The sequence below is a fragment of the Nonomuraea turkmeniaca genome (genome assembly GCF_005889735.1).
In the GTDB taxonomy this organism is placed as follows: domain Bacteria; phylum Actinomycetota; class Actinomycetes; order Streptosporangiales; family Streptosporangiaceae; genus Nonomuraea; species Nonomuraea turkmeniaca.
This window is the reverse complement of the sequence record NZ_VCKY01000003.1, coordinates 66,902-82,019: the sequence shown is the minus strand read 5'-3', so window position 1 is coordinate 82,019 and position 15,118 is coordinate 66,902. Positions and strand designations below refer to the sequence as shown.

Sequence of the window (15,118 nt, the reverse complement as noted above, 5' to 3'; positions counted from 1 at the left end):
TCCAGACGACGGCACTCCCACCCTGTTTATTGGCCTCACTCCGTGAGGCGGGCTCGGTCGCCATATGCCACCGCCTTCCCCCACTCTGGTCGCTCCGCTCCCGCCGCTCCTCCAGGCGCCGGCACTCCCTCGCGGGTTACGCCGGCCATGGCCAGCAACCTCCTGTCGTGTCCGACCTCGCGCTCGGCGCCGGTCAGGCGGAGCGGCACGGTCGCCGCGGTCTCGGCGCTGGAGTGGCCGAAGCGCAGCTCGACGTCGCCGGGCTCGACGACGCGCTTGCCGCGTACCCCGGTGAAGGAGGTGACGTCGGCGGGGACCGTGAAGGACACGCGGGCGGCCCTGCCCGGCTCCAGCGGGACGCGGACGTAACCGACCAGGCGCACCACCGGCCTGGTCGCCTGCGCGACAGGGTCGTGCAGGTACAGCTGCACGACCTCCGTGCCGGGCCGCGCCCCGGTGTTGCGCACCGTGATCTCGACGGTGACCTCGCCGTCCACCGGCCACTCCGCCGCCCCTAGCAGGGCGGCGTCACTCCAGTCGAACGTGGTGTAGCCGAGCCCGTGCCCGAACGGGTACGCGGGCGTCGGGTCCACGGACGACACCTCCGAGCGGCGGCCCAACGGCGGCGACAGGTAGGTCGACGGCAACCCGCCCGCGTCGCGCGGCACGCTGACCGGCAGCCGCCCCGACGGGTTGACCGCGCCGGTGAGCACCTCGGCGAGGGCCTGGCCCCCGCGCTGGCCGGGGAAGAAGCCGTAGACGATCGCCGCGGCCTCGTCGGCCTCGGCGCCCAGCGCGTACGGGCGGCCGGCCAGCAACACCAGCACCACGGGGGTGCCGGTGGCGAGCACGGCCCGCACGAGCTCGGGCTGCACGCCCGGCAGCCGCAGGTCGGTCGCGTCGCAGCCCTCGCCCGAGGTGCCGCGCCCGAACAGCCCCGCCCGGTCGCCGACGGCCAGCACGCACACGTCCGCTTCGGCCGCCAGCGCAGCCGCGGCGGCGATGCCGGAGGTGTCGTCGCCGGTGATGTCGCAGCCGGGCGCGTACGCGAGGTCCGGGACCATCTCGCCGAGGGCCTCGCGCAGCGAGGGGATGTCCACCCCGAGGCCATGCTCCGGGTGCGGGCCGACGTGCGCGGGGAAGGTGTAGCAGCCGAGCATCGCCATCGGGTCGTCGGCGACCGGGCCGACGAGCGCGACCCGCCGGCCTGCGGCCAGCGGCAGGACTCCGCCGGTGTTGCGGAGCAGGACGACGGACTCCCGCGCCAGCCGCAGGGCGAGGTCCTGGCCGGTCTCGTCGTCGAGGCGGAGCCCCTCCACGTCCTCGGGAAGCGCTTTCCAATCGGCGTCGAGAAGGCCCTGCTCGGCCTTCTGTGTGAGCACCCGCTGCAGGGCGCGGTCGATGAGCGCCTCGTCGACGTCGCCGGCCTTCACCGCCTCGATCAGGGGGGCGCCGAACGTGTCGACCGTCGGCAGCTCGACGTCGATCCCGGCCCGCAGGGCCAGCCGCGCCGCGTCCACGCCGTCGGCGGCGACCCCGTGCAGGCGCTCCAGGAACCGGATCGCGAAGTAGTCCGAGACGAGCGTGCCGGAGAACCCCCAGTCACCGCGCAGCAGCGCGGTCAGCAACTCCTCGTCGGCGGCCACGGGCAGGCCGTCGATCTCGGCGTAGGAGTTCATGACCGACCGGGCGCCGCCCAGCCGCAGGGCCATCTCGAACGGCGGCAGCACGACATCGGCCAGCTCGCGGCGCCCCATCGCCACGGGGGCGTGGTTGCGGCCGCCGCGGGAGGCGGCGTACCCGGCGAAGTGCTTCAGCGTGGCGACGACGCCGGCGCCCTCGATGCCGCGCACGTAGGCGGCGCCGATGGTGCCGACGAGGTACGGGTCCTCGCCGATCGTCTCCTCGGTACGGCCCCAGCGGTAGTCCCTGGTCACGTCGACGACGGGGGCGAGGCCCTGGTGCACGCCCGCGGCCCGCAGCGACCGGCCGATCTGCCCGGCCACCTCCTCGACCAGCTCGGGGTCGAAGGACGCGCCCCAGCTGAGCGGCGCCGGGTAGACGGTCGCCTTCCAGGCCGCGAACCCGGTCAGGCACTCCTCGTGCACCTGCGCCGGGATCCCGAACCGGCTGGCCGTGATGATCTGTTCCTGGGACGCCGCCAGCGAACGCGCGCCGGCGACGGGATCGACCGGCGCGGTCCCGAACGGACGGGTCAGCTGGCCCAGCCCGTGGCGGATGACGTCGTTCCACTCCACGCCCGTCATCTCGGCCTGGTGCGGCGCGACGCCTCCCCCTGAGGCATCGGCGCCGACCCAGACGCCGACGAGCTGAGCCACCTTCTCCTCGAGCGTCATGAGCGGGACGAGCGCGGCGGCCCGCTCGGCGGGCGACAGCCGCGTGTCCCGCCACGGCGCTGACTCACCGGTCGCCGGACTCGTGTCAATTGGTACCTGGCCCCTCATGCCGTCCCTTCGACCGGTGATGCCACCGAAACTTTCGAGAAGATCCGTTAATATTGCGGCAACTTATGGGGCGCATGGAATCGTGTCAAGGGGTTCCAGGCTGCTGTGTCGTTAACGCAATTTGCGACGTTCGCGCGGGTCACAGGCCCAATAGGAGGGACCGACACCAGCAAATTTCCGGAAACTTTCCGGCAATATGGCCGGGACATGCCGGGGACAAGTTGCCGCTCGGCGATCGGGATGACACGTTGCCGGGTGGTCGGCGAACGTGCGAAGGCCTCAACCGGCCGCATTACGCCGGCGTGTGGTGACGGCGGTCGATCAGCAACATCGTCACGAGCACGGCGACGACCGGTGCCCCTCGCGACCCCGCCTGCGCAACGAGCCCGCCGCCGCGCCTCGCCGGCGGGCTGTCACGGACCGTCCGCACCCTCACCGGGCTCGTAGTCGAACCAGTCGAAGGAGGCGCTGCCCTCGGTGGCGTACATGCCGATGACCCGTCCCGTGAAGCCGGTGGCCACCTCCGTGGACACGTACCGGCCGTCCAGCTCGCCCAGCAGCACCCCGGCGGCGGAGAAGGCGATGGTGTCCGGCCCTCGCGCCTCCACGCCCACCGGTCCGGTGACCGGCCCCGTCATGGACGGCGGCAGGATGTCGCGGGTGCGGATGTCGATGGCGAGCGTGAGCGGCCCCGGCGGCACGGCGTGCTGGGCCACGCACTGGCGGAGCGGTCCGATCCTGGCGATCAGCCGCGTCTGCCCGTCGCCCACCTCCAGGTCGTAGTGGTGGGCTTCGTCCATCCGCACCGACAGTCCCGCCCGCGCCGAGCCGGGATCGAGGCGGGCGGTGACGCGGCAGTCGTGGTGCTGCTGGCGGCGGCCGACGAACGTGTGGCCGGGCCGGTCGAGGGTCGGGCCGGTGGCGTGCAGGGTGAGCCATCCGGGGCGGTCGGCCAGCGACCAGGAGCCGTCGGGGCGGCTGCGCGGCGAGACCCAGTACGGCGCCAGCGTCTCGCCGTCGAAGTCGTCCCGGGACGGCGCGCCGGGAAACGGGTGCCAGGCGGCCGGCGCGGGATGGCGTTCCTCCACCGGACCCACGACCGGCCAGCCGTCCGCCCACGTGACCGGGACGAGGAAGGTCTCCCGGCCGAGGACGTGGAAGTCGGGGCTGTGGCCACGCGGCCGGGTGCCCAGCAGCACCATCCACCAGCCGCCGTCGGCCGCCTGGACGAGGTCGGCGTGCCCGGTGCTCTGGATCGGCCGGTCGGTGCCGCGGTGGGTGAGGATCGGGTTGGCCGGCCCGGGTTCGAAGGGGCCGCGCGGCGAGCGGGCCCGGGCGACGGAGACGGCGTGACCGCGTTCGGTGCCGCCTTCGGCCATGAGCAGGTACCACCAGCCGTCCACCCGGTACAGGTGCGGCGCTTCCGGATATTTCCCGCCGGTGCCCGACCAGATGGGGTACGGGCCCTCCAGGACCTTGCCCTCCGACGGGTCGATGCGCGCCACCTGGTTACCGGAGACGGCGCTCCAGCACGAGCCGTCCTCGTCCCAGGCCAGGTCCGGGTCGACGCCGGGCAGGTCGATCCACACCGGGTCCGACCAGGGACCTTCTGGACGGTCGGCGGTGACGACGAAGGTGCCGCCGCCGTTGACGTTCGTCGTGATCAGGTGGAACCGGCCGTCGTGGTGCCGGAGGGTGGGCGCGTAGACGCCGCCCGAGGCGGACGCCTCGGGCGGCAGGTCGAGTTGCGCGGGCCGGTCGAGCACGTTGCCGATCTGCCGCCAGTGCACCAGGTCGCGGCTGTGGAAGATCGGCACGCCGGGGAAGTACTCGAAGCTGGAGCACGCCAGGTAGTAGTCCTCGCCGACCCGGCACACGCTCGGATCCGGATGGAACCCGCCGATCACCGGGTTGTCGTACATGCGCACGTCAGGGTGTCCTTTCCGCCCGGCCTCGCCGAAAATTTTCGGTCAGGAGCCGATCATCAGGTCGGGACTCTAGGCGCGCTGCTCGACACTCGTCAAAGGGAACGTCCGCCGGGACCCAGGGTCAACCGCAGTGCTCGAAGGGGCTGGTGTAGACGGCCGATCCGGCCTTGCCGCCCCATCTGACGCACTTGTCCGCCGCGGACGCGCGTACCGGGCCGGCGTAGTAGGCGAAGTTGCCGCTGTCGGTCACCCGCGTCTTGCCCTCGACCTCCAGGTACGCGCTGGTCGCGGTGGCCGTGCCGAGCGACGTCTTCTTGAGCGTCGCCACGCAGTTGTTGCCGTTGGCGGTGTTGTACAGCAGGAAGACGGTGCCCGCCGTGCCCAGCGCCGCGAGCTGCACCGGTCGACCGGCCAGACCGCGCTGGCCGCCCACTACTTCCACCGCGCCGTCGAGCTCCGCCGCCAGCTGCAGGAGATCAGCTGAGGTTCACCTGGCACGTCTCCAGCCGGCTGATCGCCTCGCCGGTGAAGGTGAACACGTCGCAGCAGACGAAGCGCAACGTGCCGCCTTCCTTCATGACGGCGCTGCCGCCGCCGACCGCCCCCACGGTGTCACCCTCCTCGATCAGACGGTCGATGGTGAGCGTCGGCTCGCCCGGACGGGTGCTCGCCTGGGCGGTGGTCAGGCCGGCGGGGGCGGGTCCAGTGGGTGGTCGGTCTGGTGGGTGCCGTAGAAGCGCACCTGACGGGCCATGATCTCGCCCATCGGGGTGCCACGCGGCACCCCGTACACCGTCCCGGGGAAGTCCAGACCCCGCTGCACCTCCCACAGCTCGGCGTGCCGGTCCGGAGGGAACAGCTCGGCCGGGTCCCCGGCGGCGATCCACCCGATCGGGAGGACAGCCCCGGGGGCGAGCCGGGAGTTGACATGGAGGACGCTGTTGACGCGTAGCTCCGCGCCGGCGCCCGCGACCGCGCCCGGGAAGACCGAGGCGCCCGTCGCCACGAACACCTCGTCCTCCAGCGTCGCCCCGTTGACGTGCGCGTGCGGGCCGACGAGCACCGCGTCGCCGATGAGCGCCGGGTGCCGGGCCCGGCCGCGGACGAGCGCGTTCTCCATGATCACGACGTCCGCGCCGGTGCGCACCTCGCCGTCCTCGGCCGTCAGCACCGCCCCGTGCAGCACGCGGGCGTGCTCGCCGAGTACGACCGCGCCGCACAGGACGGCGGTCGGCGCCACGTATGCCGACTCGGGCACGACCGGGCGCTTGCCCCGATGTTCGATCAGCATCAGGCCTGGCGCCACTCCGCGACGCTGCCCGCCTCGTGCAGCGTGAGATCGGGAGCGGCCTCGAGCGCCTTCTCCTCTCCCCCGGGCGTGTACGTGACGATCAGCCGCAGCGGCCGCCAGGTCGTGTTGTACGTCGAGTGGTAGGCCCCCGCCGGGATGTGCACGGTGTCGCCCTCCTTGATCGTGAACTCCTCCCCGTCGTCCACCATCTGCCGCCCCTCCCCCGAGATCACGTAGATGACCTCCTCGGCGTTGGGATGGTTGTGGCGGGCGTGCCCCTTGCCGGGGTTGACGATGACCTCACCCAGGCTGCTGCTCGCGCCCGGGATGGCCGACGGGGTGACGAACCACTTGATGGACCCCCAGTCGAAGGCCATCGTGGGCACGTTGTCGGGGCTGACGTGCATGGCGACTCTCCTCAGAAGCTCAGTGACTTGAAGGCTCGGACCTGCTCGGTGATGGCGCGCTCGGTCGGCAGCCGCTCGACGGACGACGCCCCGAAGAACCCGACGACACCCTTGGTCCGCGACAGCACGTAGGCGGCGTCCTCGGGCTCGGCGATCGGCCCGCCGTGACAGAGCACGAGCACGTCGGGCCGTACGGCGGCGGCCGCGTCCCGCATGGCCTGGACCCGCTCGGCCGCCTCGTCCAGGCTGAGTGCGGTGCCCGCGCCGATGCTGCCCTTGGTGGTCAGCCCCACGTGCGGGACGAGCACGTCGGCGCCGGCCTCGGCCATGGCCCGCGCCTGGTCCTCGTCGAAGACGTAGGGCGCGGTGACCAGATCGCGTTCGTGGGCCAGCCGGACCATCTCGATCTCCAGGTCGTAGCCCATGCCGGTCTCCTCCAGGTTCTGCCGGAAGAGCCCGTCGTACAGGCCCACGGTCGGGAAGTTCTGTACGCCGGCGAAGCCCATGGCCTTGAGCTGGTCGAGGAAGAGCGGCATGACCCGGAACGGGTCGGTCCCGCACACCCCGGCCAGCACGGGCGTGTCGCGGACGACGGGCAGCACCTCGGAGGCCATCTCGACGACGATCTGGTTGGCGTCTCCGTACGGCAGCAGCCCGGCCAGCGAGCCGCGTCCGGCCATCCGGTAGCGGCCCGAGTTGTAGATGATGATCAGGTCGACGCCGCCGGCTTCGGCGCACTTGGCCGACAGGCCGGTGCCGGCGCCCGCGCCGACGACGGGCCGGCCCGCGGTGACCGTGGCGCGAAGCCTGTCGAGAACATCCTGCCTGGTCACGAGGCACCTCCGGAGATCAGGTCGTGGAGCCTGTCGGCCATGGCGCGGCCGAAGGCGGGGTCGTTGATGTGCAGGCCGAGGTCCTCGACGGCGACGCCGGAGCCGCGCAGCCCCTCCTCCATGGCCTCGAAGCAGGCCGCGTCGGCCTTCGGGTCGGCGAAGGCGGCGCCGGGCGCGTCCAGCGCGGAGACCCCGCCCCGGGGCAGGAACAACACCGCCGGCCCCTTCGCCTCACGCAGCTTGGCGGCCACGCGGCGGCCCAGCTCGCGCATCTCCTCGGCGGTGGTGCGCATGAGCGTGACGGTCGGGTTGTGCACGTACAGCAGGCGGTCGGCGAACGCGGCGGGCACGGTGTCGCGCGGGCCGAAGTTGACCATGTCGAGCGCGCCGGGCGCCACCACCTGCGGCACGCCGTGCGCGCCGGCCGTGGTGAGCCGCTCGGGGCCGGCCGACAACACGCCGCCCACGAGGTCGTCGGCCAGCTCGGTGGTGGTCAGGTCGAGCACGCCCGCCAGCATGCCGCTGGCCGCCAGCCCTTCCAGGGCCCGGCCGCCGGAGCCGGTCGCGTGGAAGACCAGCACCTCGTAGCCGAGCTCCCCGAGCCGCTCGCGGGCGGCGTCCACGGCCGGGGTGGTGACGCCGAACATGGACGCGCCGATGAGCGGCCGGTCCTTGCCGACGGCGGTCCGCGCGGCCTTGGCGAGCTGGTGGGCCGACGCCATGCCGGCGGCAGCGGCGGCGGCGTTGCCGAGAATGGCGCGCGAGACCCGGTTCATGCCCGCGATATCGACCACGCTGTACATGAGCGTGACGTCCTTGGCCCCCACGTACGGCGACACGTCGCCGGCGGCCATCGTGGAGACGATCAGCTTGGGCACGCCGATGGGCAGGTCGCGCACGGCCCGCGCGGCGATGGACGAGCCGCCGCTGCCGCCGAGCGCCAGCACGGCGTCCACGCGGCCGTCGGCGTGCAGCCCGGCCAGAATCGCGGCCGCGCCCTCGCCCATGGCGGTGACGGCGGCGCCCCGGTCGCCCGCCTCCCGCAGCGCGCCCACGTCCTGTCCGGCCGCCACGGCGACCTGCTGGTTGGAGAAGTCGACGAGGGCCTCGTGCGCGCCGACGCCGGCGTCGACCACGATCACGTCGCTGCCCAGCTCGACCAGCCGGTTACGCAGCCACGCGTACTCCTCGCCCTTGGTGTCGAGGGTGCCGATCAGTACGACGGACGGCATGTCATGCCACACCTCTCTGCTCGAAGACCTTCTTGGCCACGGTGAGCGCGTTGATCGCCCGTGGGTACCCCGCGTACTGCACGCAGTGGATGATCACCTCCACGATCTCCTCGGGCCCACGTTGAGCCCGGCGTTGATGTGCCCGGTCAGCCGCGGTTCCACGCCGCCCCGTCCCAGCGTTCCCAGATGGTCGTGGAGCCGTGCGTCACGGAGAACAGCCAGGCTGGGGAAGGTCTCCAGGTGGAGGAGGCGGTAGGCCAGGTCGGCGCGGCCGATCCCGGTGAGTACGGGGCCTGCCTGATCGCGCCTGCAGCCAGTCGCCGTAGTTGCGGCCGGTGCGGTTTCGCCAGATAGGTTGGGATTGTGCCATTCGATGCCGTCCACCCAGGCGGTCATCGCGGGCAGGCAGTCGGCGAAGAACGCCGCCACGTCCGCGCCACGAGCCGCCGTGGGCAGGAAGACCTGCGCGTCGGCCAGCCAGCCGAGGCGCTGGCCGCGTTGCCGGCAGTCGGTGGGCACGGAGACGAAGTTGCCGCGCTGGCCCCAGCGGATGTTCTCGTGCAGCCGGTTCGTGAGGGGGCGCTGCCGAGCACGTCGAGCCTGCTGCCGAGCGCCATCGAGTGGGCCTGGTGCTGGGCCAGCCGCAGGTGCTCGACCTGATCGAGGCGGCGGCCGGCCGGTTGCACCGCTCACTCCACGACGACGAGACCTGAGCGTGTCGTGGCTGCGGCGGCGCATCGCCGAAGCGGGCTACCGCCCTGACGAGCCGCTCGTGCTCGGGCTGCGGCACCGCGGCGGTCCGCCCGTCTTCCATGCGCAGGGACTGACGGCCACCGGCGAGACGCTCACCGCGACGACCCTCGTCTACGCGGCCTCCCTGTCCAAACAGATCACCGCTGCCTGCGCGGCGCTGCTCGTCCGGCAGGGCGTGCTCGACCTGGAATCCGTCCTGTCGGAGTGGCTGCCCCGGCTGCCCGCATGGGCGGACACCGTCCGGCTCAGTCACCTTCTGCACCACACCGCCGCCCTGCCCCCTGATGCCGAGGTCGACGCCCTCATCGACGGCGACCGGACCAGCCACGGCGTCATCCGGGCCCTCGCCCGTCTCCCCGCCGTGCAGGGAACACCAGGCAGCGAGTACGTCTACTCGAACGCAGGGTACGTCTGCCTGGCCTCCGTACTGGAGCGGGCGGCCGATCAGGACCTTCCCGCCTTCGCGCGCCGCCGGCTCTTCGCTCCCCTGGCGATGAACGACACCTGCTACTGGCCAGGACCCGCCCCAGCACCTCCCGGCGCGGCACCCCTGTCACCGGCGCATCCCGCGCCGCTGTCGTTGGGCGACGGAGGCGTGTGGACCACCGCTCGCGACCTGGTCAGGTGGAGCCAGGCGCTCAATGCCGACGAACTCGGCATCTCGCCCCTCCTGCAAACCCCCGGCCGCCTCGAGGACGGGACGCCGATCGACTACGCCTGGGGGATGGGTGTCCGGACGCATGCCGGGCACCGCGTCTACCGTCACGGCGGCGGCTGGCCGGGCCTGCGAGCCCTGCAAGCCCGGCTGCCCGAGCTGGGCGTGAACATCGTGCTCATCGCCATCGCCGACGACACCGAACGCCGGGGAGATCTCTTCAGCGGCCTTCTCGACGAGGTCACGTCGCTCAAGGGAGAAAGCCCTGGCGGCGGGCCGCGATGACGGTTTCCATGCGGGTGTGGGTGCCCAGCTTGCGCATGGCGTTGCGCAGGTAGCTCTTGACCGTCTCCGGGCGGATGCCGAGCCGGCCGGCCGTCTCGGTGTTCCCGCAGCCGACCGCGACCAGAGCCAGCACGTCCAGCTCGCGCGACGACAGCGGGTTCGCCTGGCCGGAGGGGAGATCGCCGGGGCGGGCCAGCCGGTCGCACACGTCCTCCAGCCGCGCCCGGATCCCGGGGTCGGCGACTTCCTGCGTGATGGCCCTGAGCTGGGCGTGCGCCTGGCGGACCGCCTCCCACTCCCCCGCGCTCGGCGCCTCGCGGGCGGCCCGGGTGATGGCCGCCGTCTCCAGCTGGGCAAGCCGGCGCTCCACCTCGCGGCGGACGGTCAGCTCGAAGCTCACCCGGGCGGCGACCCGGGTCATGGCGTCCACCGCGCGGTCGCTGATCGACAAGGGCTCGCGGATCCCGCCGTACAGGACGCCGGACACCGTGCCGTCGACGGTGACCGGGACCGCCGCGATCGCCCGCAGCCCCTCGGCGATCACCGGCCTGTCGTACTCGTGGCTGATGCCGGGGTCGGCGGCGTAGTCGTCGACGGCGCCGGGCCGCGCCGTGGTGATCACGCGGCCACCCAGCCCGTTGCCCTCACTGACGACCAGGCCGCGCAGCGCGCCGGTCAGGGTGCCGCTGAACTCGGACAGCGTGACGCCGTGCCGTCCACGGGCCACCAGCCCGCCGAACGCGACGGGCAGCCCGGTCGCCCGGCGCAGCCGTCCAACGGCGGTTTGGAGCGCCTCGTGCGGTACGGCCATGTCCCCAGCATGGACGAGTCCCGCCGCGCCGGGCTACCCCCGAACGGGGGTGGCGGCGGCACCGGCCCGGGGGGATGCTGCGTGCATGGCTGACCTCTCGTACGCCTCAGGCGTGTCGGACGTGCCCCTGCTGGGCGAGACGATCGGGGAGAACTTCGAGCGCGCCGTGGCACGGTTCGGCGAGCAGGAAGCGCTCGTGGACGTGGCGGCCGGGCGCCGCTGGACCTACGCCGAGCTGGACGCCGCCGTCGACGGGGTGGCGCTCGGCCTGCTGGCCCGGGGCGTCGCCAAGGGCGACCGGGTCGGCATCTGGGCGCCCAACTGCGCCGAATGGGTGCTCGTCCAGTACGCCACCGCGAAGATCGGCGCGATCCTGGTCAACGTCAATCCCGCCTACCGTGCCCACGAGCTGGCCTACGTCGTGCAGCAGTCCGGCATGCGGCTGCTGATCAGCGCGGTCACGCACAAGACCAGCGACTACCGGGCGATGATCAGCGAGATCGGCTTCGCGGACGCGATCTTCATCGGCGAGGACGGCTGGGACGAGCTGATCGAGAACGGCCGGCGCGGCGACCCGGCGGCGCTGCGGGCGCGGGCGGCGGAGCTGACCTTCGACGACCCGATCAACATCCAGTACACCTCGGGCACCACCGGCTTCCCCAAGGGCGCGACGCTGTCGCACCACAACATCCTCAACAACGGCTACTTCGTCGGCGAGCTCCTCGGCTACAGCGAGCGGGACCGGGTGTGCCTGCCGGTGCCGCTGTACCACTGCTTCGGCATGGTCATGGGCAACCTCGGCGCGACCTCGCACGGCTCGTGCATCGTGCTGCCGTCGCCCGGCTTCGACCCGGAGGCGACGCTGCGGGCCGTGCAGGACGAGCGGTGCACGTCCCTGTACGGGGTGCCGACGATGTTCATCGCCGAACTCGCCATGTCCGGAAATTTCGACCTTTCCACCCTCAGAACCGGCATCATGGCGGGCTCGCCGTGTCCCGTCGAGGTCATGAAGCGCGTGGTCAGCGAGATGAACATGGCCGAGGTCGCCATCTGCTACGGGATGACCGAGACCTCGCCCGTCTCCACCATGACCCGCGGCGACGACGGGCTGGCCCGCCGTACCGAGACCGTCGGCCGGGTGATGCCACACATCGAGGTGAAGATCGTGCACCCGGAGACCCGGCTGACCGTCCCCAGGGGCGCGCCAGGCGAGCTGTGCACCCGTGGCTACTCGGTCATGCTCGGCTACTGGGGCCAGCCGGAGGCGACGGGCGAGGCCATCGACGCCGCCCGCTGGATGCACACCGGCGACCTCGCCTCCATGGACGGCGACGGCTACGTGAACATCGTCGGCCGCATCAAGGACATGGTGATCCGCGGCGGCGAGAACATCTACCCGCGCGAGATCGAGGAGTTCCTGTACGGCCACCCGGACATCCGTGACGTCCAGGTGATCGGCGTACCGGACGAGAAGTACGGCGAGGAGCTCATGGCCTGGATCGTCATGCGGCCGGGCGCCGAGCCCCTGACGGCGGAGCAGATCAGGGAGTTCTGCACGGGTCGCCTCGCCCACTACAAGATCCCCCGATATGCGCACGTGGTGGACTCCTTCCCGATGACGGTCACCGGGAAGATCCGCAAGGTGGAGATGCGCGAACAGGCCGCCCGCCTCCTCGGCCCCTGAACGTCAGACGAAAGATGTACGCCGATCTCCTCAACGCGCAGGAAGCCCCGCGACCTGGCGCTTCACTAGCGTTTCCGGCATGACTTCCGCCCGCAGGACACTCCTCACCGGCCTGGCCACCTTCGTCGGCGGGCTGGCGTTGTGGTTGTTCGGCCTCGACGAGGAGATCTTCATCTTCACACCGTCGAAGATCGGTCTGATCCTGATGGTCGTGGGCGGGGTGGAGACCCTCTATGGCGTGTACAAGACCGTGCGGAGCGATTGACCGTCATTTCACCGCGGCCAGCTCCTCCGCCATGACCTGGCGGAACGCCCCCACGAGGGTGATCAGGTCGTTCTCGGGCACCGTTTGGCTCGCCAGCTGCACCAGCCCGCCCTCGCGGAGGGCGAACACCCGCGCGTAGGTGTCTTCGGTGCGCACCCACACATCGGACCAGACCTTCCTGCACGTCCCGGCCTCGCCGAACACGTGGCTGAAGTGCGGGACGGGCTCCCGGCACGCCGCCTCCGGCGTGGCCGCTCCCGGCGGCATGACGTACACCTCCAGCTCCGCACCATCGGAAAGGCGTTCGTAGAGCAGCTCCATCGTGGGCGGCGCCCAGCCCGCCGGCTGTTCGGCGATCGTCGTGAGCTCGTAGTCCTTGGCCCTGAGCGCGATGAGCGGGACGTCCGAGCTCTCCAGCCTGCGCACCTGTGCCGTCCCGGCGATCGTCCCTTGATGGCTCGTCACACCCAGGAATCCGACGGCCACCGCCCCGGCCGCGACGCTCCGCAACACCTGGGAGCCCGGACCCACCAGGGCCGCCGCGACGACGTTGCCGCTGGCCCCGATCATCATGAAGATCGCGTTGCCCTCCCCCACGCCGAGATCCATGACCTCGACGAACGTCATCCGGCCGAATCCGACGAGGATGAGTGCGATGTTGACGAACGGCGCCACGACCGCCACCGCTCCCCAGCGCGGCAGCGCGATCGCCCAGTTCAGGAGGAGGCCCAGCACGACAGGCGTGAGGAGCATGAAGACTACGCCCGTGAAGTCGTCCGGCCCGTGGAGCTGGAGGAGAGCCTCCGCCATCCCGATGACCGCCCCCACCACCGCGGCCTTGCCTAAGGCATGCATATGCGGATCTTGTCAAACGGTCGCTCCGCTTTCCACCCATGATGAAAACCATTATCGTTGCGGAAGATTAGGTGGTTGAGGGGAGAACAGGGTGCGGAGAAGAGCCGCGGTCGTGGTGCCGGCCATGCTGTTAGGAATGGTCCTGTCGGGGTGCGGCGACACGGCGGAGGGCGGGCAGGACGCCGACCGGCTCACCTTGGCGGCTCCCCGTGACCTGGTCGCGGGACCGCAGGATCCGTACTTCACGCACCAGACGCTCCGGGTCTGGGAGCCGCTGGTGAGCGTGGACGACAAGCTGCGGCCGGTGCCCGCCCTCGCGACCGCCTGGGAGAGCGGGGACGGTGGGCGGCGGTGGACGTTCACGCTGCGCGAGGGGGTGCGGTTCAGCGACGGGACGGCGCTGAACGCGGAGGCGGTGGTGGCCAGCGTCCGGCGGTTCCTGCGGATCGCCCCTCGGCAGTCGGCGTTCTTCAGCCTCGACGCCGGGATGGAGGCGGCCTACGGGCAGCTCGACGAGGTACGCGCGGACGGCGGGCGGGTGACGTTCGTGCTGCGGCGGCCGGTGGCGGATCTGCCGGGGCGGCTGGCCGGGTTCTACAGCATGGTGCAGTCGCCGAAGGCGTTCGCCGCGTCCGGGGACTTTGCCGCGAACCCCGTGGGGACGGGCCCGTACACGCTGGCGCGGTGGGTCAAGGGGCAGCAGGCGGAGCTGGCGGCCAACCCGCACTACTACGGCACGCCGCCGGCGTACAAGAAGATCGTGGTCAAGGTGATCCCGGACGCCAACGCGCGGGTCGCCGCGCTGCGCGCCGGCGAGGTCGACGGGCTGATCGACAAGGGGGCGCTGCTGTCCGGGCAGGTCGCGGCCGTCGCCGCCGACAGCAGGTTCCGGGTCGTACGCAGCCCGTCGGCGCTGACGCACTACCTGACCTTCAACGGCTCCCGTGAGCCCTTCTCCGACCCGCGGCTACGGGAGGCGGCGGAGCTGGCCATCGACCGCCGGACGATCGCGGGCAAGCTGCTCGCCGGCACGGCGAAGCCGGGCGCCGCGTTCCTGTCACCGGTCTTCGGCGACCTGTCCGACCCGGGCATCGCCGCCGCCTACGACCCGGCGAAGGCCCGTGCGCTGGTCAGCGCGGCCGGTCGCCCCGCGTCGCCGGTCACCATCCTGATCTCGTCGGCCGAGACCGGGCAGTTCCCGTACACCGACGTCGCCGAGGTGCTGCGGGCCGCCTTCGAGCAGGCGGGGCTGCCGGCGAAGGTGACCGTGGCCGAGGCGACCAAGGCCGTCATGGAGGCCGGCGACTACGACGTCTTCCTCAGCGCGTACAGCGTGCCGAACGGGGACGCCGACTACCTGTTCCGCCGGTTCCTGCGCTCCGACGCGCCGTGGAACGTCGAACGCCGGCTCGGCTACCGCAACAAGGAGTTCGACACGCTCGTCGACCAGGCCTCGACGGAGACCGACCCCGCCCGGCGGCGGGAGCTGTACCGGCAGCTGCAGCGGCTGCTCGCGGCCGACCGGCCGATGATCCCGATCGCCTACCAGGACAATCCCGTCGTGACGATCACCGGCGTCGGCGGGGTGGTGCAGAATGCGGCGTATGTCGTTGATCTCGGCAAGCTGACGCCGTCGGGCTGAGGTGGGGCCGAT

15 protein-coding genes are annotated in these 15,118 nt (G+C 71.9%); 4 read left to right on the top strand and 11 right to left on the bottom strand.

The features are described 5' to 3' along the window. Window positions 1-35: 35 nt before the first annotated feature. The 9 genes from ETD86_RS01630 to ETD86_RS59560 form a co-directional block, all read right to left on the bottom strand. Window positions 36-2,465 (bottom strand): beta-xylosidase/alpha-l-arabinosidase, encoded by a 2,430-nt coding sequence (locus tag ETD86_RS01630; protein ID WP_138664266.1) that lies wholly within the window; start codon window positions 2,463-2,465, stop codon window positions 36-38. 413 nt (window positions 2,466-2,878) lie between these two features. Beyond that, complete coding sequence (locus ETD86_RS01625) at window positions 2,879-4,387, bottom strand: glycoside hydrolase family 43 protein (protein ID WP_138664294.1); 1,509 nt, start codon at window positions 4,385-4,387, stop codon at window positions 2,879-2,881. Between the two features lie 127 nt (window positions 4,388-4,514). Further along, window positions 4,515-4,835 carry a hypothetical protein gene (locus ETD86_RS01620; RefSeq protein ID WP_246147497.1) on the bottom strand — a complete coding sequence of 107 codons (321 nt, stop codon included), beginning with the start codon at window positions 4,833-4,835 and terminating at the stop codon, window positions 4,515-4,517. Between the two features lie 34 nt (window positions 4,836-4,869). Continuing rightward, on the bottom strand, window positions 4,870-5,001 hold the full coding sequence (locus ETD86_RS58950) for a hypothetical protein (protein WP_281286854.1): 132 nt from the start codon (window positions 4,999-5,001) through the stop codon (window positions 4,870-4,872). A gap of 74 nt (window positions 5,002-5,075) precedes the next feature. Beyond that, window positions 5,076-5,684, bottom strand: coding sequence for a gamma carbonic anhydrase family protein (locus tag ETD86_RS01615; RefSeq protein WP_138664265.1), 609 nt, complete (start codon window positions 5,682-5,684; stop codon window positions 5,076-5,078). Then, window positions 5,684-6,091: a cupin domain-containing protein gene (locus ETD86_RS01610; protein WP_138664264.1), complete on the bottom strand. Its 408-nt coding sequence runs from the start codon at window positions 6,089-6,091 to the stop codon at window positions 5,684-5,686. Before ETD86_RS01610 ends, ETD86_RS01615 begins: the two co-directional genes overlap by 1 nt. Before the next feature lie 11 nt (window positions 6,092-6,102). Then, window positions 6,103-6,924 carry a phosphoenolpyruvate hydrolase family protein gene (locus ETD86_RS01605; RefSeq protein WP_138664263.1) on the bottom strand — a complete coding sequence of 274 codons (822 nt, stop codon included), beginning with the start codon at window positions 6,922-6,924 and terminating at the stop codon, window positions 6,103-6,105. Next, complete coding sequence (locus ETD86_RS01600) at window positions 6,921-8,156, bottom strand: Tm-1-like ATP-binding domain-containing protein (protein WP_138664262.1); 1,236 nt, start codon at window positions 8,154-8,156, stop codon at window positions 6,921-6,923. The genes ETD86_RS01605 and ETD86_RS01600 overlap by 4 nt, the downstream gene beginning before the upstream one ends. Window positions 8,157-8,249: 93 nt before the next feature. Next, window positions 8,250-8,708 (bottom strand): alpha-L-rhamnosidase-related protein, encoded by a 459-nt coding sequence (locus ETD86_RS59560; protein WP_425465607.1) that lies wholly within the window; start codon window positions 8,706-8,708, stop codon window positions 8,250-8,252. Window positions 8,709-8,871: 163 nt separating this feature from the next. Between ETD86_RS59560 and ETD86_RS01590 the strand changes: the two genes are divergently transcribed. Further along, entirely contained in the window at window positions 8,872-9,849 is a 978-nt protein-coding gene (locus ETD86_RS01590; RefSeq protein WP_170222822.1) for a serine hydrolase domain-containing protein, read from the top strand. On the opposite strand, the gene ETD86_RS01585 is transcribed toward ETD86_RS01590, so the two are convergent. Next, entirely contained in the window at window positions 9,815-10,660 is an 846-nt protein-coding gene (locus ETD86_RS01585) for a LuxR C-terminal-related transcriptional regulator (RefSeq protein ID WP_138664260.1), read from the bottom strand. The two genes, ETD86_RS01590 and ETD86_RS01585, sit on opposite strands and share 35 nt — an antisense overlap. 85 nt (window positions 10,661-10,745) lie before the next feature. Here ETD86_RS01585 and ETD86_RS01580 point away from each other — a divergent pair, with 85 nt between their 5' ends. Further along, window positions 10,746-12,344 (top strand): AMP-binding protein, encoded by a 1,599-nt coding sequence (locus ETD86_RS01580; RefSeq protein ID WP_138664259.1) that lies wholly within the window; start codon window positions 10,746-10,748, stop codon window positions 12,342-12,344. A gap of 79 nt (window positions 12,345-12,423) precedes the next feature. Continuing rightward, window positions 12,424-12,609, top strand: a complete 186-nt coding sequence (locus ETD86_RS01575) for a DUF5708 family protein (protein WP_138664258.1) — start codon at window positions 12,424-12,426, stop codon at window positions 12,607-12,609. A 3-nt stretch (window positions 12,610-12,612) separates the two neighbouring features. Here the strand turns inward: ETD86_RS01575 and ETD86_RS01570 are convergent, their stop codons facing one another. Beyond that, window positions 12,613-13,464: a hypothetical protein gene (locus ETD86_RS01570; protein WP_138664257.1), complete on the bottom strand. Its 852-nt coding sequence runs from the start codon at window positions 13,462-13,464 to the stop codon at window positions 12,613-12,615. 91 nt (window positions 13,465-13,555) lie between these two features. Between ETD86_RS01570 and ETD86_RS01565 the strand changes: the two genes are divergently transcribed. Continuing rightward, window positions 13,556-15,106, top strand: a complete 1,551-nt coding sequence (locus tag ETD86_RS01565) for an ABC transporter substrate-binding protein (protein WP_138664256.1) — start codon at window positions 13,556-13,558, stop codon at window positions 15,104-15,106. Window positions 15,107-15,118 lie beyond the last annotated feature (12 nt).